The organism is Bradyrhizobium sp. USDA 4341 (assembly GCF_054063755.1).
Genome location: NZ_JBSSGO010000002.1, coordinates 5,097,204 through 5,113,411, shown reverse-complemented (window position 1 = coordinate 5,113,411; position 16,208 = coordinate 5,097,204). Strand labels below are relative to the sequence as shown.

Annotated in this window: 15 protein-coding genes, 1 tRNA gene and 1 pseudogene; 5 read left to right on the top strand and 12 right to left on the bottom strand. The window is 61.9% G+C overall.

The features are described from left to right. Nucleotides 1-41: 41 nt before the first annotated feature. From ACVIGB_RS30230 to ACVIGB_RS30215, 4 genes and pseudogenes are all read right to left on the bottom strand, one after another. On the bottom strand, nucleotides 42-629 hold the full coding sequence (locus tag ACVIGB_RS30230) for a type ISP restriction/modification enzyme (RefSeq protein ID WP_456725042.1): 588 nt from the start codon (nucleotides 627-629) through the stop codon (nucleotides 42-44). 468 nt (nucleotides 630-1,097) lie between these two features. Continuing rightward, nucleotides 1,098-1,430 carry a hypothetical protein gene (locus ACVIGB_RS30225; RefSeq protein ID WP_456725314.1) on the bottom strand — a complete coding sequence of 111 codons (333 nt, stop codon included), beginning with the start codon at nucleotides 1,428-1,430 and terminating at the stop codon, nucleotides 1,098-1,100. A gap of 178 nt (nucleotides 1,431-1,608) precedes the next feature. Beyond that, nucleotides 1,609-2,175 (bottom strand): annotated as a pseudogene (locus ACVIGB_RS30220) (site-specific integrase); the annotation flags it as partial. A 509-nt stretch (nucleotides 2,176-2,684) separates the two neighbouring features. Continuing rightward, nucleotides 2,685-2,761 (bottom strand) — tRNA-Arg (locus ACVIGB_RS30215). Between the two features lie 231 nt (nucleotides 2,762-2,992). Here ACVIGB_RS30215 and ACVIGB_RS30210 point away from each other — a divergent pair. Then, nucleotides 2,993-4,072, top strand: a complete 1,080-nt coding sequence (locus ACVIGB_RS30210) for an LLM class flavin-dependent oxidoreductase (protein ID WP_092120429.1) — start codon at nucleotides 2,993-2,995, stop codon at nucleotides 4,070-4,072. Between the two features lie 105 nt (nucleotides 4,073-4,177). Then, complete coding sequence (locus tag ACVIGB_RS30205; protein WP_456719914.1) at nucleotides 4,178-5,215, top strand: alpha/beta fold hydrolase; 1,038 nt, start codon at nucleotides 4,178-4,180, stop codon at nucleotides 5,213-5,215. A gap of 38 nt (nucleotides 5,216-5,253) precedes the next feature. Here ACVIGB_RS30205 and ACVIGB_RS30200 read toward each other — a convergent pair whose 3' ends face one another. Continuing rightward, the gene (locus ACVIGB_RS30200; RefSeq protein ID WP_092120423.1) at nucleotides 5,254-5,658 is read right to left on the bottom strand and encodes a YccF domain-containing protein; all 405 of its coding nucleotides are present in this window, start codon (nucleotides 5,656-5,658) and stop codon (nucleotides 5,254-5,256) included. A 269-nt stretch (nucleotides 5,659-5,927) separates the two neighbouring features. Between ACVIGB_RS30200 and ACVIGB_RS30195 the strand changes: the two genes are divergently transcribed. Next, a complete protein-coding gene (locus tag ACVIGB_RS30195; RefSeq protein WP_456719915.1) occupies nucleotides 5,928-6,569 on the top strand; it encodes a carboxymuconolactone decarboxylase family protein in 642 nt (213 codons plus the stop codon). Nucleotides 6,570-6,761: 192 nt separating this feature from the next. Here ACVIGB_RS30195 and ACVIGB_RS30190 read toward each other — a convergent pair whose 3' ends face one another. Next, nucleotides 6,762-8,534, bottom strand: coding sequence for a putative bifunctional diguanylate cyclase/phosphodiesterase (locus tag ACVIGB_RS30190; RefSeq protein WP_456719916.1), 1,773 nt, complete (start codon nucleotides 8,532-8,534; stop codon nucleotides 6,762-6,764). 213 nt (nucleotides 8,535-8,747) lie between these two features. After that, on the bottom strand, nucleotides 8,748-9,710 hold the full coding sequence (locus ACVIGB_RS30185) for a sensor histidine kinase (protein WP_092120417.1): 963 nt from the start codon (nucleotides 9,708-9,710) through the stop codon (nucleotides 8,748-8,750). A gap of 177 nt (nucleotides 9,711-9,887) precedes the next feature. Here ACVIGB_RS30185 and ACVIGB_RS30180 point away from each other — a divergent pair, with 177 nt between their 5' ends. Both ACVIGB_RS30180 and ACVIGB_RS30175 read left to right on the top strand, forming a co-directional pair. Continuing rightward, nucleotides 9,888-10,730, top strand: a complete 843-nt coding sequence (locus ACVIGB_RS30180; RefSeq protein ID WP_092120415.1) for an SDR family NAD(P)-dependent oxidoreductase — start codon at nucleotides 9,888-9,890, stop codon at nucleotides 10,728-10,730. 147 nt (nucleotides 10,731-10,877) lie between these two features. Next, entirely contained in the window at nucleotides 10,878-11,897 is a 1,020-nt protein-coding gene (locus tag ACVIGB_RS30175) for an adenylate/guanylate cyclase domain-containing protein (RefSeq protein ID WP_456719917.1), read from the top strand. A gap of 492 nt (nucleotides 11,898-12,389) precedes the next feature. Here the strand turns inward: ACVIGB_RS30175 and ACVIGB_RS30170 are convergent, their stop codons facing one another. The 5 genes from ACVIGB_RS30170 to ACVIGB_RS30150 all read right to left on the bottom strand — a co-directional run bounded on the left by ACVIGB_RS30170 (nucleotide 12,390) and on the right by ACVIGB_RS30150 (nucleotide 15,881). Beyond that, nucleotides 12,390-12,881, bottom strand: coding sequence for a hypothetical protein (locus tag ACVIGB_RS30170; protein WP_456719918.1), 492 nt, complete (start codon nucleotides 12,879-12,881; stop codon nucleotides 12,390-12,392). Between the two features lie 58 nt (nucleotides 12,882-12,939). Next, nucleotides 12,940-13,500: a methylated-DNA--[protein]-cysteine S-methyltransferase gene (locus tag ACVIGB_RS30165; RefSeq protein WP_456719919.1), complete on the bottom strand. Its 561-nt coding sequence runs from the start codon at nucleotides 13,498-13,500 to the stop codon at nucleotides 12,940-12,942. A gap of 166 nt (nucleotides 13,501-13,666) precedes the next feature. After that, on the bottom strand, nucleotides 13,667-14,026 hold the full coding sequence (locus tag ACVIGB_RS30160) for a hypothetical protein (RefSeq protein WP_456719920.1): 360 nt from the start codon (nucleotides 14,024-14,026) through the stop codon (nucleotides 13,667-13,669). A gap of 55 nt (nucleotides 14,027-14,081) precedes the next feature. Beyond that, complete coding sequence (ada, locus tag ACVIGB_RS30155; RefSeq protein WP_456719921.1) at nucleotides 14,082-15,194, bottom strand: bifunctional DNA-binding transcriptional regulator/O6-methylguanine-DNA methyltransferase Ada; 1,113 nt, start codon at nucleotides 15,192-15,194, stop codon at nucleotides 14,082-14,084. Between the two features lie 237 nt (nucleotides 15,195-15,431). Continuing rightward, nucleotides 15,432-15,881, bottom strand: a complete 450-nt coding sequence (locus tag ACVIGB_RS30150; RefSeq protein WP_456719922.1) for an ester cyclase — start codon at nucleotides 15,879-15,881, stop codon at nucleotides 15,432-15,434. Nucleotides 15,882-16,208 lie beyond the last annotated feature (327 nt).

Sequence of the window (16,208 nt, the reverse complement as noted above, 5' to 3'; positions counted from 1 at the left end):
CGTGCAACGCGAGCCCTGGCCATGTCAGCTACTGAAATATTCTACCTTTTCTCTACTTTCATCGCGTCAACGATTCGCATCGTCTCGACGCTCACGCGCGTGACCCGCATAAGGAGATCGATGACCTTCTCTTTGTGATCAGCAAACCGATAGGTGTTGAACTTATCGCGAATGGTTGCATCCTTTGGCGTCCATTCTTTGTATTGGTCGAGTATCCACTCTAGCGCCGATCGATTTGCGAGTTGATAAGCCCACGCCTCATCTGGAATCGCGGTCAGTTTCGTCTCAGAATCCAGTGCAATGATGCCGTTGTCTCGGTCCACCTTGAGTGCAGGCTTCGGCGAACTGTCAGCCTTTGTGGACTTCGCGTCAGCGGCTTCTACACGTTTCAGCTTCCATGGCTTCACAGTTTCGTAGCCGACGTGCATTGCTATCAGCTTCTCTCCCCATTCCGCCCATTTCCAGAAGTCAGCATAAAACGGAATGCGGGGAAATTCGCGCTTGAGATTCTGCGCATACCTTTCGCGATAAACAGGGTCATGAAGAACGCCGTAACCAACACGGGACTCTCGGTCATCGCTTGTATCGTCGCTGGAGCTTTCCCATGTGCTGCCAAAGCTATATGCAATCCGGCTCTATCATTGATCCGGATCGCAACCGTGCTGGCTTCCTCGGTGAACTTGGTGACGATCAGTGCAGCGGGGTGGCACTCAAGTCCAGGCCCTGCACAGAGGCCTGTAAGAGCTTCTGTCTTTCCGGTACCCGTTGGCCACTGGATGATTTGCCACTTGCGTTGATCAACAGCAGTAGCTACCGCCTGCTCCAATTGGTGCCAGCCTTCGATCAATCCCTTCGGACACGGACGCGATCGGAAGAGTTGGGTCATGCTTTCGATGAAGTGAGATTTCATGTTCTCGCAGTTCTGTTTTCGGTTTGTAGAATGAGAAAAGGCCCACCGTTCTTGCGAACGGCAGGCCCTTGGGTCGCGCAGGGAAAATCCGACAGGTTTCCCTATAGGACTATCTTATGGGGGAATTGTCGTATTATCCGGCCAATCCGGGACGAGGTCGGTTCTTCCTAAAAGGGAGGTAATGGATTTACTCGTCAGGTAGCTCTCGGCTTCTTGGGCGTAACCTAGAGGCATTGCGTCTTTTTGGTCTCGCTTGTCGCTTATTGGCCGCCAGAAATGCCAGCACCTTCTTGAGCGCCATTGCCCCCGAAGGTTCCGCAACGACGGTGGTCTTGCGCGGCCGTTCACTGTTTAGCTTCTCTTCTAAAAGCGCGCTTCGTATCAACGACAGGTTCTCTTCCGTGAATAGTTTGCGATTGCCGTTTGGGTAATAAAAGGGGTGACGCTTTACAATGTCTTGGAGCCGCCGGTAGCTGATGCGCAGTTCGGCGGCTGCTTCCTTTAACGTGAGCGCTGGCATGTTTGGGGCCTCCTATCAATCGATCTGCATTCACCGGCATCGGATCGAGATCGTTGCGCGCCTCTGGTTGTTTCCCTTTAGGTTTACGGGGCGATTGAGCGGACTTGTCGTCGCGCTCTGTGCCAGGCGCGCTTTTGTTCGCGCGAAGCTTTGCGCCGAGATATTCAGGCGTCAAGTGCGTGTAGCGAAACAGCATCCGCAAATCGCGATGCCCGCTGATTGATGCGACCTCGGCAGTGTTCAGTCCTAACTCGAAGAACCTGCTGATAGCTTCGTGCCGTAGATCGTGAAAGCGTAGCTCTCGTACGCCGAAGCTCCCGGCTCGCTCCGCACGCCGCTTGCAGCGTTCCCATGCAAGGCGGAAAGCATTGGCCCCAACCGGAAATGCGTATTCGGCATCTGTAGTGGATGCCGCCTTACGCTCCTTCAGTATGTCCACGGCTCGATCAGTGAGCGGTATTGTGCGGGCTTTGTCCGTCTTGGTGAAAGGCACGTACAGAACGGCAGTATCGAAGTTCACGTCCTGCCATCGGATGCCCAGTAGCTCACCGCGCCTTAGACCTGTCTCGATTGCGAGGTGGAAGCCATGCAAGAGCCACGTGCCGTTGACGACACTGCACGCCTGGGTAAGCGCCTGTAGCTCACCGGCCCTTAACCTCCGGTCGCGCCCCTCCGGTGTCTTGGGCTTTCTAAGTGCCGCCAGTGGGTTTTGGAATGTGGCGTAGCCCCATTCTCGGCGCACCATCTCGAAGATGGATCGTAGTAGTCCTAGCTCCCGTATGACTGTGCCGGGTCGTACCTGCTTAAGTCGTGCGTCACGGTATCGGCTGAAGAGTGCAGCATCGATCTTTGCAAGTGGCAGTGTGCTCCATCGTTGGCGAAGGAACACTTCGATCCGCTTGCGCTCTGGAACCAGCCCACGCTTCTCGTTGGTGACGGTGTCCCGATAGCGCGTAAGGACTTGCGCAACTGTGGTTGTATTGAGGGTCCGCACGTCGTTCGGGATCAACGTGCGATCTAGCTCGGCTTCGATTTGCCGTGCCCATCGTTGTGCATCGGATTTGGATTGAAACGATTGGGCTCGTGTCGAGTGTCCGTGTCGTCTGACTTGGACCTGCCACTTCCCGTTTCTCAATCGTAGGCTTGCCACGTGAAAAGCTCCTCTCGTGTGACCCGGTTGTGACCGGCTGGTCCGAGGAGCTTTTGAGGAGCTACCACCAACGCTCTAAAACGTTGGTAGATCAAGAGAAACGCTGGCGCACCCGACACGATTCGAACGTGTGACCTTTGCCTTCGGAGGGCAACGCTCTATCCAGCTGAGCTACGGGTGCGTACCGGCCACCATTTAGCTGATTGGCTCGGTGTCGGCAACGGCGTTGTCCGGCCGGTCAAGGGCTGTAAACTGCCTGCGCCAATATGACAGGCCAGAGCGTTTTCGAGCGAAGTGGGTACCGGTTCGCGTGAAGAAAACGCGTCAAACGAGAATCTAGAGCCCCGATCCGATGCAATCGGAGCGGAAGGGGGCTCTAGAGGAAAAAGGCCGTCTTTCGAGGGGGGTGCCCATGCGTCCGCTGGAATTCGGCTGGTATCTGCCCACGCATGGCGACACCACGGCCTATGGGCTGATGGAGGCGCAGGTCGCGGGGTCGCCGGAACTCTGCGACCGCGTCGTCAAGGCGGCCGAGGATGCCGGGTTTGAATATCTCCTGATCCCGGTCGGCTCGGTGTGCTGGGAGGCCTGGATATCCGGCGCCTTCATGGCGGCACGCTCGGCGCGGATCAAGCCGCTGATTGCGGCAAGGCCCGGCTATATCAACCCGGTGCTGATGGCCAAGATGATCTCGACCTTCGACCAGATGTCGGGCGGGCGGATCTGCATCAACCTGATCGCCGGCCAGAACGAGAGCGAGGTCGAGGCCGAAGGCGTGCGCTACGCCAAGGAGGAGCGCTACGCGCTGATGGAGGAAGAGGTCTCGATCCTGAAAGCGCTGTGGACGACGCGCGGGCCGGTCAACTTCCAGGGCAAGTTTCACACCATCTCGGGCGCGCATATCCGGCCGCGTCCGCTGCAGCAGCCGTTTCCAAGATTCTATCTCGGCGGCGGCTCGCGGCAGGCCTGGGAGGTGTCGGCGAAGCATTCCGACGTCCATCTGTTCTGGGGCGATCTGCCGGAGCGTATCGCGGAGAATATCGCCGAGATCAGGCAGATGGCGCGGGCGCATGACCGCGAGGACGCGATCGGCTTCGGCATGCGGCTGCAGGTGATCTGCCGCGAGAACGAGGCGGATGCCTGGGAGGCGGCCGACCAGCTGGTGCGCCATGCCACCGAGCGGCAGAAGCAAGAGATGAAGACGCTCTATGTCAGGTCCGAGGCCAACCAGCGGGTGCAGCAGCTCGCGCGCGACTATGGCGACCTCCTGATGCCGCACCTGTGGACCGGGATCACCAAGGTGCGGCCCGGCGCCGGCATTGCGGTTGTCGGTAACCCCGAGCAATGCGCCGCGACCTTGCAGCAGTTCATCGACGCTGGCTGCCACTCTTTCTGCCTGTCCGGCTATCTGCACGACGAAGAGGCCGAGCGGTTCGGCCGCCTGATCCGCCCGATCCTCGCCGCGAACAATCGCGGACGGCTCGCGGCGTGAGGTGTATCCGGAAGCTTTCCGAAAATTCATGGGTGAATCGGCGCCCGACGCGCCATGATCCAGCCGGATTGCATCGTGCCTCGCGGCATTAATGGAGACTGAACCATGCATCACCGAGCCTGGCTTGCGGCGTTGACACTGCTCATCGCGACCGTTCACGCGCCGATCGCGTCGGCAACGCAGGAGCAGATCGACCGTGACAAGAAGCCGGTGAAGGAGATCGCCAGCGGACGCATTGCCGTCGGCAGCGCGACGTTTCCCGTCTACCTCTCGGCCGACTGGTCCAATCCGCTGCCGGACGTCACCCGCGCGGTGCTGGTGCTGCACGGGGTGCTGCGCAACGCCGACGATTATTTCCGCGCGGCGCTCAGCGCGCAGGCCGCGGCCGGCGATGTCGGCAAGAGCACGCTGATGATCGCGCCGCAATTCCTGATCGAGCCCGATGTCGAGGCGTTCAAGCTGCCGGCGGAAACGCTGCGCTGGAGCCTCTATGGCTGGCAGGGCGGCGAGCCCGCGGTCGCGCCGAACCCGGCGAGCTCGTTCGAGGCGCTCGATGCGATCCTGGCCAGGCTCGGCGACCGCAAGCTGTTTCCGAGCCTGAAGCAGGTCGTCGTGTTCGGCCATTCCGGCGGCGGCCAGGTGGTGCAGCGCTATGCGATCGCGGTGAAGGGCGGTCAGGTGCTGCTGCGCGAGGGCATCGGCGTGCGCTACGTCGTCGCCAATCCTTCCTCCTACGCCTATTTCACCAAGGAGCGGCCGGAGCCTACGATCGTGGCGAAGTGTGAAGGCTACAACAGCTGGAAGTTCGGCATGGACGATCGCCCGCCCTATCTCGCCGAGCCGACCCCGGCCGCGCTGGAGCAGGCCTATGTCGCGCGCCGCGTGATCTATCTCCTGGGAACGCTCGACACCAACCCCAATCATCCCGCGCTCGACAAATCCTGCATGGCGGAAGCCGAAGGGCCGTATCGCTACGCGCGCGGCCATTCCTATGTCGCGGCGATGCAGGCCCGCGACAACGGTACGCCGAACCACAGCGTGTGGGATGTGCCCGGCGTCGGCCACGAGGGCGGCAAGATGCTCAACTCACCCTGCGGCCTCACCGCGGTGTTCGACATCCCCGGCTGCGAGGCCGCGCGCTAGAGTTCGCGCGAAAGCCCGCTGATCGCGATGTGGTCGCCTTACGCCGGTACGATCACCTTGCCGATCGGCCACAGCGCGATGCCGGCGAGCTTGAGGTGCGCCCAGGCGAAGGGGATGCCGATGATGGTCACCGCGAGCAGGATCGCGGTGATCAGATGGCCGATCGCAAGCCACCAGCCGGCCAGGATGAACCAGATCAGATTGCCGATCACGCCGAGCGGTCCGGTTCCGATATCGGACATGCCGGTGACTTCATCGCGGCGTACCGCACGCGAGCCGAACGGCAGTAGCGTGTAGACCGCGATGTTGAAGGCGGCGCGCGCCCAGGGCAGCCCGATGATGGTGACAGCCATGATCACCGCGGCTATCAGCCAGCCGAACGCCATCCAGGCGCCGCCGATCAGGATCCAGAGGATGTTCAGGAGGATAGATACAGGCTGCATGGCTGACACCTTCGCGCCGCTTCGGACGGCCTCAATATAGGCTGATGTCGGGCGTGGCGGTAGGTGCGGCGCAAACGCGCGCTCGCCGCGTTGCATCTCTTTTGATCGCGACTAGAGCTTCGGTTCTGATTGAATCAGAACCGAAGCTCTAGATTCTTGTTTTGACGCGTTTTCTTCACGCGAACCGGGTCCACTTCGCTCGAAAACGCTCTAAGCTCGCGCGGCTGTGCAGGACGACGAGAAGCCTGCATCGGAAAGGGAGAGCAACAGTGAGAAAATTACTTGGGGCGGGCGTTCTGGCAGTGCTGGCGTTGACCGCGCCGGCCGCTGCGCGAGCCGAGGACGCCGTGCGGTTCGCGCCGCTCAAGGCCGAGGAACTGTCGCCACCGCAAAGGTCCTGGGCCGACCTGATCAGCGCGCCGCCGCGCAACGCCAGGTTCACCGTGCCGCCCTACCGCGCCTATATCCGCAACCCCGATCTGGCGCCGAAGCTGTCGAACCTGTCGGACTATCTGCGCTGGAATACCTCGCTGCCGGCGCGGCTGAGCGAAATGGCGATCCTGATCACGGCGCGGCACTGGACCGCGCAATATGAATGGTCCGCGCACTATCCGCTGGCGATGAAGGGCGGGCTCGATCCGAAGATCGCAGACGGCATCGCCAAGGGCACGCGGCCCGACGGCATGAAGGACGACGAGGCTGCGCTCTACGATCTCGGCATTGCGCTTTATCGCGACAGGAAGGTCAGCGACGCCGTCTACAAGGCGGCGCAGGAGAAATTCGGCGAGCGCGGCATCATGGATATCATCGGCATCATGGGCTACTACGACTTGGTCTCGATGACCCTGATCACGATGCAGGCTGGCTCCGCCAATGACAGCGTGCCGCCGTTGCCGGTGCTGGAGAAGTAGCTCGACCTTCTCCCTCTCCCCGTTCTTACGGAGAGAGGGCCGGGGTGAGGGGCTGTCTCCACGAGTTCCGACCGAGGTGAGACTTGTACCCCCCCACCCGGAACGCATCTGACGATGCGTTCCGACCTCTCCCCGCAGGCGGGGCGAGGTGAAGCGACAACCAGCCATCGCCTGCTTGAAACGAAGTGGTCTTTACCGCCTGAAACCGCTGGCGCGCGAGTAGCTCTGCCGGCCTTCCTGGGCCGGGCGCGCCGCCATGCTGGCGCGGGTCTCGCTGGCGACCGGCGTCGCCGGCTTCAGGTCCTCGAGGAAGATCGGCTTGGCGAAGTAAAAGCCCTGGGCGTAGCGGATCTTGGTCGCCGCCTGCAGATAGGTGAGCTCCTCGTAGGATTCGATGCCCTCGGCGATCACGGTCATGCCGAGCGCCTCGCTCAGCGATTCGATCGCGCGCAGGATGCCCTGGCTGCGCGGCCGCTTATGGATGTCGGTGATGAAGGAGCGATCGATCTTGATCTCGTCGGCGGTGATGTCGGCGAGCGCCGACAGCGACGAATAGCCGATGCCGAAATCGTCGATCGAGATGCCGACGCCGATGCCGCGCAGGATCGGCAGGATCTGGTCCTGGAAATGCGATCGGGTCACGAACGCGTCCTCGGTCACCTCGATCATGAAGCGTTTCGGGAAGCCGGTCTCCTCGAGCGCGCGCGCGAAGCCGCGCATGAATTCGACGTTGCCGGCCTGCTTGGCGGCGACATTGATGCTGATCGTCGCCGTGGGGCCGAACGTGTCATTGATCAGGTCGATTGACTTGACGATCTCCGCCAGCACCAGAAACGTCAGCTCGTCGATCAGGCCGAGCTCCACGGCGAGGTTGATGAAGGTGCCCGGCGCCTGGATCACGCCCTCGTCGTCGCGCAGCCGCACCAGCGCCTCGATGCCCTTGATCTCCTGGGTACGGATATCGACCTTGGGCTGGAATGCGCAGCAGAAGCGCTTTTCCAGGATCGCCAGCCGCAACGACTGCTCGATCTTCATCCGCGCCAGCGCCTCGCGCTCCATGCTGTTGTCGAAGAACGCGGTCGCGCCCTTGCCGTTGTTCTTGACGCGGTACATCGCGATGTCGGCGTTCTGGCGCAGCGCCTCGTAGCTCCTGCCATGCATGGGGTGGAGGCTGACGCCGATCGAGGTCGAGGCGAAGATCTCGGAGTCCTCGATGAAGAACGGCGCCTTCAGCCGTTCCTGCATGACGTGGATGAATTCGGCGACCTCGTCGTTGCCGCTGATCGGGTTCAGCAGCAGCAGGAATTCGTCGCCGGAGATCCGTGACAGGATATCGGTCTCGCGCAGCGCGTGGCCGAGCCGCTTGGACAGCTCGACCAGCAGCGCATCGCCGATCGCGTGGCCGTAATAGTCGTTGATGTGCTTGAAGTTGTCGACGTCGAGGAAGGCGAGCGCGAAATGGCTCTGCGCGGAGTCGCGGATCAGGCCGTTGACGCGATGCTCGATCACCCGCCGGGTCGGCAGGCCGGTCAGTTCATCGTAATAGGCCGAGCGGAACAGCTCGTCTTCGAACGCCTTCTGCTCGCTGATGTCGGTCGAGGTCGAGATCAGGAGATTGCGCCCGGCGATCTGGACCGGCCGGTGCGCGGTGAGGAACACGTATTTGGATGCGCCGCGGGCGAGGACTTCCTCGAGCACCACCGGACGGCCGCTGCGCAAGAGCTCCAAATTGGCGGCGTGGCGTTCGTCGACCGGCGATGGCTCGCTCGCGCCGGCCGCCAACTGCAACTGGCTCGCTGCCGCTTCGTTCACCAGGATGAACTGGCCCTGCTCGTCCTGGACGGTCACGCCGGCCGGCAGCAGTTGGAGAAGATCGCGCAGGATGTGCAATTCATAGCTGGAAATGTCGTCTTGCCCGGTCGCTGCCGTGCCCGCCTGAAAATCGTTTTTGGTGAAACTATGCATGCGCCGACCTTGGCAAAGTCCGTTGTAGTTTTGGTTAAGCGGACTTGCGAAATGCCGTGACAGAAAGAGACCCGGGCTGCTTTCGCAAGCCGTCGCGGCAATCGTCATTAACAGAGTATCAATATCGGCATCGGCCGCCGGTGAAAGCGATTGCGGCGCGCGCGGTTGCATCGGCACGCGCAAATAAAGCGCGTGTACCGAAAAGCAGACTTATCAACAGTTGGGCAGATTGCACTGCATGATGCAGTGAACACCGGTCTTCAGGTAACTGATCTCGGTCTTGCCGTCGAACGGCCGCAGCGCCGACTTCAACAGCTTGGTGCCGAAGCCGGCTTCGCCGATGACCTCGACCACCGGTCCCTCGGTTTCGTCCCAGATCACGTTGAGACGCCCATCGTCCACCGTCCATGACACCTGCAGAAATCCGCGCGGCGAGGAGAAGGCGCCGTATTTTCCGGCGTTGGTTGCGAGCTCATGGAAGATCAGCGCCAGCGAGACGGCGAGCTTGGCGGGCAGGAACAATTGCTCGCCATTGAGATTGAACCGCACATGGCCGTAGGGCCCGAGCTCCGAGCGCAGCAAATCCTTGATATCGCAGCCATAGCCGTCGACCCGCGCGATCAGATCGTCGGTCGCCGCGAGCGCGCGGATGCGATGGTCGATGCGCTGCCAGACGTCGGGCCGGTCCTGCAGCGCCTGATGCAGCACGGCATGAATGGTCGAGGATTTGTTCTTCAGCCGGTGCTGCAATTCATCGACCACGATCTTGCGGTACTGTTCCTCCTCGATCAGCCGCTTGGAAACCTCGCGCTGCTGCGCGACCAGGGAACGGTAGTGCTCCACCCCCCAGATCGCGATGCCGCACACCACCCAGAAGATCATCAGCAGCGCAAAGCGCGCCGGATCGGCGTGCGCGCCGCTGAAATTGAGCAGGACGCCGAGCAGGCCGCTGGCCAGCGCGGTGGCGATCCCGATCCGGAAGCCGCCAAGGGCGGTCGCGAAGAACACCGCCGGGAAATAGGGCGTGAAGAACACGTCCGGCCTGATCTGGGCGAGCCCGAAGCGCGCGGCCGTGGCCAAAACGAGACAGAACACGGCGAACGCGACCGCAAGCAGCAACGACGGCTGCGCATCGCCCCGCCAACTCGCCCTGAAATCGTCGATCCATCTCGCCATCGGTCGTTTCAGTTCACGTGAACAGGCGATCCAAAATAAGGCCGCTGCGACCGAAAAACCGCAGTTGTGGCCTTCTGGCCACAGGCGGACCTCGCCGGCCGTTAACCGCACCTGCGCTTGCGTTGTCAGGAGCGGCTGGGGAATATCCGCAACATCAAACGTCAGTTGGGGGATCGCATGGGACGGCTGGATGGCAAGGTTGCGGTGATCACCGGGGCGACCAGCGGCATCGGGTTGCGCACGGCCGAGGTCTTTGTCGCGGAGGGCGCGAGGATCGTGGTCGCCGGGCGCCGCGCGCCGGAGGGCGAGGCACTGGCGCGCCGGCTCGGCGGCAACTGCATCTTTCGCCAGACCGACGTCACGGTCGAGCAGCAGATGCAGGCGCTGATCGCGCTTGCGGCGGAGAAATTCGGCCGGATCGACTGCCTGTTCAACAACGCCGGCGGCCCGGCGCAGACCGGCGGCATCGAGGGCCTCGACGTCGAGCGGTTCGACGCCGCGATGGCAACCCTAGTACGCAGCGTCATGCTCGGCATGAAGCATGTTGCGCCCATCATGCGCCAACAGGGCTCCGGCAGCATCATCAACAATGGCAGCATCGCCGGCCGGCTCGCCGGCTTCTCGTCGTCGATGGTCTACGGCGCCGCGAAGGCCGCGGTGATTCATTTCACCAAATGCGTGGCGATGGAGCTCGGCGAGTCCGGCATCCGCGTCAACTCGATCTCGCCCGGCGCGATCGCCACCGGCATTTTCGGCAAGGCGTTGGGGCTGTCGACCGAAGCCGCCGAGCAGACCCCGGCTGTCATGCGCGAGGTCTACAAGGCGGCGCAGCCGATCCCGCGCGCGGGCCTGCCCGACGACATCGCGCATGCCGCGGTGTTCCTGGCGAGCGACGAATCGAGCTTCATCAACGGCCATGACCTCGTCGTCGACGGCGCCATGACCGGCGGCCGCAACTGGAGCCAGCAGCAGGCGGGCTACGTCGCGCTGCGCAAGGCGTTCGATCAGGGGACGGGGTAGTCGCATCCGTCATTGCGAGCGAAGCGAAGCAATCCATCGTGCCGTTAGCTGGAAAATCGATTGCGTCGTCGCTTCGTTCCTCGCAATGACGTTGGGAGAGCACACGATGGCATACGCAATTGCGATCTGCTGTTGGCCGTGTTTCGCATGAACGCGAAGCTTGAACGCCGGCTGCACTATCTCGTCGCCGTCATTGTCGTGGGCACGGTGGCGAGCATCGGAATCAATCTCGTGCAAGGCCGTCATACGCTTGGGCCGCTGGTTGCGGGATTCGCTTATGCCTTCGTGACATGCGTGGCGATCGGAGTGGTCGAACTTTTCATCCTTCAGGGCCCGATGACGGAGCGGCTCAATCGCTTGTCCTTCGTCGGGCTCCTTGCCGTACGCAGCACGATCTACGCTGTCATCATCATCGTCATACAATTGCTCCAGGTCGGCGAACGGGTTGCCGGGTTTCCACTGCAAACCTCGATCGCGGATTTCGGCGTCAGCATCGCCTATTCCGCCGCGGTCTCGGTGCTGCTGAACCTGGGTTTCAGCATCGCCAATCTGATCGGCCCGCGCGTCTTCATGAACTTCGTCTCCGGCCGCTACCACTCCCCGGTCGAGGAGAACCGCTTTGTGCTGTTCGTCGATATCGCGGGGTCGACCGGGCTTGCCGAACGGCTCGGCGGCATCGGCATTCACCGCTTTCTCGATCGTACCTTTCGTCTGCTCACGGAATCTGTCGTGGATTATCGCGGCGAGGTGCTGAACTATGTCGGCGACGAAATCATTGTGACCTGGCCGGAGCACCATGGGGCGATTGATTGCCGGCCGCTGCGCTGCTTCGTGGCGATGCGCGCAGCGCTGCGGAAGGCGGCGCCGCAATTCGAGCGCGAATTCGGCGCGGCGCCGCAGATCCGGGGCAGCCTGCATTTCGGACCGGTGATCGTTGGCGAGATCGGCGACATCAAGCCGGCCATCGTGTTCAACGGCGATGTCATGAACACCGCGGCGCGGCTGGAGGAGCTGAGCCGCAAGGTCGATGGCGGCTTTCTCGCCTCCCGCGCGGCGATGGCGCGCTTCGCCGCGCCGCCGCCGTTTCCGGTGAGCGATCTCGGAACGCTTCCGATTCGCGGCCGCGTCGACGGCATCGACGTCGTGGGGATCGGGGCGGTGGCGTAGAGCGTTCGCCTCTGCTGCAAGCGGGAGGCGGCGCTTCAGGATGCCGACCCCAAAGCGATGCGCTCAGATTTGAAAGCAAGAACCGGAGTGCGAAAGCAAATCCGGCGACCGATGTTGCGGCTGCATCGTGTCTGGGAGCATTTCATATGAGGATAACGCTGGCGCTGGTGCTGTTGCTGTCGGGGACCGTCTCGAGCAACGCCGCTTCCTTGCTCGAAAGACGTCAAATGGCGCAAAGAGATGTGCCAACGGAGTGCGTCGCAACCTGCAACTCGGCCAACTATACCTGCGCGACGAGTTGCGGCCTGTCCGGTGCCTGCGTCGCCCAATGCACTGCCGAGGCAGCTGCGTGCAAGAGCCGTTGTGGCGCGAACACAAGGAACTGAGCTTCGATCAGACCAGACCGCACCTGCTATCGCTGGGAGGGGCGTACCCTACGTCCCCGATCGACCGGATGGCTATAGCTGCATCCGTCAGTCTCGCAACGATGCGTCACCGCTTCCAGGACTCGTCCTTGTTGGGACGCACGAAGCCGATGACTTGAGCCGTCTCTGGTGTGGCAGTCGAGTCCGCTTCAATCGCTTCCTGCGGCGGTGTCACGAACTGCCGTTTCATGGCGCGCCAGCCAGTCGGATCCCGTTCATCGAACGGCTGCATATCCGTGATGTCGATGGCGACGATCGGAATGGCGGACCCGCTTCTTAAATTCTGATCGGCAAGCGATTGAACGACCAGGCACGGGTGGTCCGGGCAGGTTTCCGCGATGTGAGCAAGCCGCTTGAGGGGCCATTGCAAACGCGCCCAGTGCTTGAGGATCGACGGCCAGTCGACGCCATCCTTGAAGGCGCCGTTCAAGAGGCCGCTCGACAGCGGATCGTGCGGCGCAAAGACGCCCGCGCTCTTGGCGATGTCGACGATCTGGGGGCCATTGCGAAGCGTTACGACGAGCCCGATTGTCTCACCCGTCATCACGGCTAGTTTCATGACGTCCTCCTTTGTCGCGAGGGGGCCATCCGCCAACGCGATGGGCGGCGCTGCAACTTCATGCGCGGGCTTCCTTTTCGAGCAGCTCGCGCTTGCGCTCGAGGCCCCAGCAATAGCCAGCGAGTTCGCCGTCGGCGCGAATGACGCGATGACAGGGAATGACGAGCGCGAGCGGGTTGGCAGCACAGGCGTTCGCTACGATGCGCGCGGTGACCTGTGGATAGGCGGCGTTGATCAGGCGAGCCACCTGCATGTAGCTCCTCGTCCTGCCGAGCGGGATCGAACGAAGCGCGTTCCATACGCGGCGCTGGATCGGCGTGCCGCGCATGTCCAGCGTGAGATCGAGTCCGTCGGAGGGCTTGTCGGCGTAGCGTGCCACCTTCGCCATGTCATCGCGCACCATCACTTCGTTCGGAACGACCGTGGAGTGCGGGAAGCGTCTCGCAAGATCATCTTCCAGTGCGCGTGCATCGTCACCGAGCAGGATGGCACAAACCCCCTTGACGCTGCGTGCGATCAGAACGGTGCTGAACGCGCAGCCGCCAGTCGCGTAGAAAAGCACGTCGGCGGTGGTCGTGGCCAGGTCGGCCGAGGGCTCAGCGTGGGTCATGTGATTCATGGATTGTCTCCTTCATCTGTCCTCATGACCGAACGTATGTGGAAGCTGGCGACGCCAAACTCCGATGCTTGCTTTCAAATCGAGAAAGGTTTCAAGCCGCTGACTAAACAAAAAAGCCAAGCGCATTGGCGCCAGGCCGTAGAAGATCAGGGACCCGTATCGCCGATCACGCGATGCGCGTGATCGTGGTCTGTTCGAGGAGATATGTCTCGCCCGTGGCGAGGCGCAGGCGGATGGTCCCATCGTCCAGCGTTCGCCATTCGGCAAACCCGTCTGCGACGAGTTTGCGGAAATGGGCCATCACCTTGACCCTGGCGAGATCGGATTGCATCGGGGCTGCAATCGCATCGAGCGTCGCCTCGACGCGCTCTCGTTTATCGAGCCGTTTCTTCGGTGCGAAGCGAGGATCCATCGTCAGGGACATTCCATGTACCGGGAGCCCGGCACCAAGCATCAGCGGTTGTTTGTCCGCCGGACTTGGATCACTTGTCATCGCCAAATAGCAGCGCGGCGCGCGACCCGACACTCCGATTGTTATTCTCAAACTGAATGAAGATATCCGAAAAATTCATTGTTTCAGTTCAGAGCTGTCGGTCAGGCACTTCGACCTTTTGCGATGCCTCCCGGTCGAGCAGCGCGCGCTTTCGCTCAACGCCCCACGCGTAACCTGAGGCCGAACCATCCGTGCGGATCACGCGGTGGCAGGGAATGGCGACAGCGAGCTTGTTCGCGGCGCAAGCGCCCGCGACCGCGCGCACGGACTTGCACGACCCGATGCGTTGCGCGAGTTCGGCATAGGTGACGGTTTCTCCGACGGGAACGTCCTGGAGCGCCTGCCAGACGCGTTGTTGGAAGGCGGTGCCGCGGACATCGAGCGGCAGATCGAGGCCGAGTTCCGGCGCTTCCACGAAGCCGACAATGCGCGCGACGATGGCCTCGTAGTCCTGATCGGCACCAATCAGGCGGGCACTTGGGAAGCGGTCTTGCAGATCGCGGAGCAGTGTCTCCGCGTCATCCCCCAAGAGGATCGCTGCAACACCCTTCGTGCTCGACGCGACCAGAATGGCGCCCAGGAAAGTCTGGCCGATCGCAAACTTGATCTCCTCATTCGCGCCGCCTGCGCGGTATCGCGACGGCGTCATGCCGAGCATGCCGGTGGATTTTTCGTAGAAGCGGCCGCTTGAATTGAACCCGGCGTCATAGATCGCTTCCGTGACACTGTTTCCCGAGACGAGATTTTCGCGAACCTTCTTGGCGCGGTAGGCGGTGGCATATCCTTTGGGCGTCAGGCCGGTTGCCGCTTTGAACATGCGGTGGAAGTAGCTGGGGCTCAAGCAGACCGCGTCAGCCAACTCTTCCAGCGAAGGCTCTTCTTCCCTCTGTTCGACAAGACGGCATGCCTTGACAACAAGTGCGGCATTTCCCGCCTCGATCGATAGTCCGTCCGGATTGCAGCGCAGGCACGGCCGAAAGCCGGTCGCCTTGGCGCTCTCCAGAGTGTCATGCAACTGAACATTCCCGGGATTCGCGGTGCGCGAGGGACATGAAGGCCGGCAGTAGACCCCGGTCGTCGCAACCGAGTACCAGAACGCGCCATCCGCCGTTTTGTCGCGTGCAAGAACCCGCGCCCATCGCGGGTCGGTGGCGACGGAGAGCGGTGTCGATTGTCCGGTCTTTTTGAGGTTCACGTTCATCGATCGCATCACGCCACAGGATAGCCAACACTGCCACCCGCTTTCAGAGAATAAACTCCGGTCCTTGCTTTCAAATCCGGGCGGGCCATCAAATTCGGTCCGGCAACTCGGGCCTCAGTAGATCGGCGTGGCGATACATGCGCTGGAAGACAGAATGTCCGGCTTGCACAGGCGAATGAGGCCCGCAAACCGGCGCGGGCCTCGCTCGACTTCGCTTTTGGTGCTCGACCTCGCCGATTACGCAGCTTTCAGCAGTCCGAGCTGCGTCAGCGCGGCGACACCGTCGTCGAGGCCGATCTCCTCGACGATCTTGCCGTTCACGACCTTCAGCACGGTGGTGCCGGTGAAGTGCATCTTGCGTCCGGTCGCGGCCGGCAGACCGCCGATCAGGAAGTCCTTGAACGCGGGCCCCGTGTGGGTGCCGCCGCCTTCCCACTGACCGACGACATAGTCGCCCTCGGCGATCAGATCAGCCGTTCCCCAAAAATTCAGATCGGGGAAAGCAGCCCGGAAATCGGTCATGAACGCCCTGATGTCGTCGCGTCCGCGGCGGGGCTCATGCAGCGAATATTTCAGCAGCATGTCGGGCGCGGCGATCTCGTCGATCACGCCGAGGTTGACGGACTTGCCCCAAAACTCGGTGAACCAGCGGCCGACGACCGCCTTGTTGTCTTCTTGCTTGCTCATTCGGATGGCTCCTTGATCAGACTCGTCAGAGATCATTGGCGACGCCAGCGACCCTGGAGAGCGTCTACGTCTGAATCCAATCGGCCAAACTCCGGTTCTTGTCGTGGAATTCCAAGTCCGTCGCAGCCGCTGAAGGACTGCTCGACGTCAGCTAGGTCACAAGGCGACATTGGCGTCGCCGGCTCGTCGAGCTGCGACAAATTAACCCGACGGGCAAATTAGCGCTTCGCGTTTCACCCAACTCAGATGTTCAATATGCCGGTCTCACCCGATCGAGGGGCGGATCGCGATCGTCACGAACGCGATGTGGGATGCGGTGGACGCGGA

What these genes read in the sequence shown, in the direction of transcription:
- ACVIGB_RS30170 (WP_456719918.1), bottom strand. Translation starts at nt 12,881, where the DNA reads ATGAAACTAGCCGTGATGACGGGTGAGACAATCGGGCTCGTCGTAACG.
- ACVIGB_RS30210 (WP_092120429.1), top strand. Translation starts at nt 2,993, where the DNA reads ATGCGTCCGCTGGAATTCGGCTGGTATCTGCCCACGCATGGCGACACC.
- ada (WP_456719921.1), bottom strand. Translation starts at nt 15,194, where the DNA reads ATGAACGTGAACCTCAAAAAGACCGGACAATCGACACCGCTCTCCGTC.
- ACVIGB_RS30190 (WP_456719916.1), bottom strand. Translation starts at nt 8,534, where the DNA reads ATGCATAGTTTCACCAAAAACGATTTTCAGGCGGGCACGGCAGCGACC.
- ACVIGB_RS30175 (WP_456719917.1), top strand. Translation starts at nt 10,878, where the DNA reads ATGAACGCGAAGCTTGAACGCCGGCTGCACTATCTCGTCGCCGTCATT.
- ACVIGB_RS30200 (WP_092120423.1), bottom strand. Translation starts at nt 5,658, where the DNA reads ATGCAGCCTGTATCTATCCTCCTGAACATCCTCTGGATCCTGATCGGC.
- ACVIGB_RS30205 (WP_456719914.1), top strand. Translation starts at nt 4,178, where the DNA reads ATGCATCACCGAGCCTGGCTTGCGGCGTTGACACTGCTCATCGCGACC.
- ACVIGB_RS30165 (WP_456719919.1), bottom strand. Translation starts at nt 13,500, where the DNA reads ATGAATCACATGACCCACGCTGAGCCCTCGGCCGACCTGGCCACGACC.
- ACVIGB_RS30150 (WP_456719922.1), bottom strand. Translation starts at nt 15,881, where the DNA reads ATGAGCAAGCAAGAAGACAACAAGGCGGTCGTCGGCCGCTGGTTCACC.
- ACVIGB_RS30185 (WP_092120417.1), bottom strand. Translation starts at nt 9,710, where the DNA reads ATGGCGAGATGGATCGACGATTTCAGGGCGAGTTGGCGGGGCGATGCG.
- ACVIGB_RS30225 (WP_456725314.1), bottom strand. Translation starts at nt 1,430, where the DNA reads ATGCCAGCGCTCACGTTAAAGGAAGCAGCCGCCGAACTGCGCATCAGC.
- ACVIGB_RS30180 (WP_092120415.1), top strand. Translation starts at nt 9,888, where the DNA reads ATGGGACGGCTGGATGGCAAGGTTGCGGTGATCACCGGGGCGACCAGC.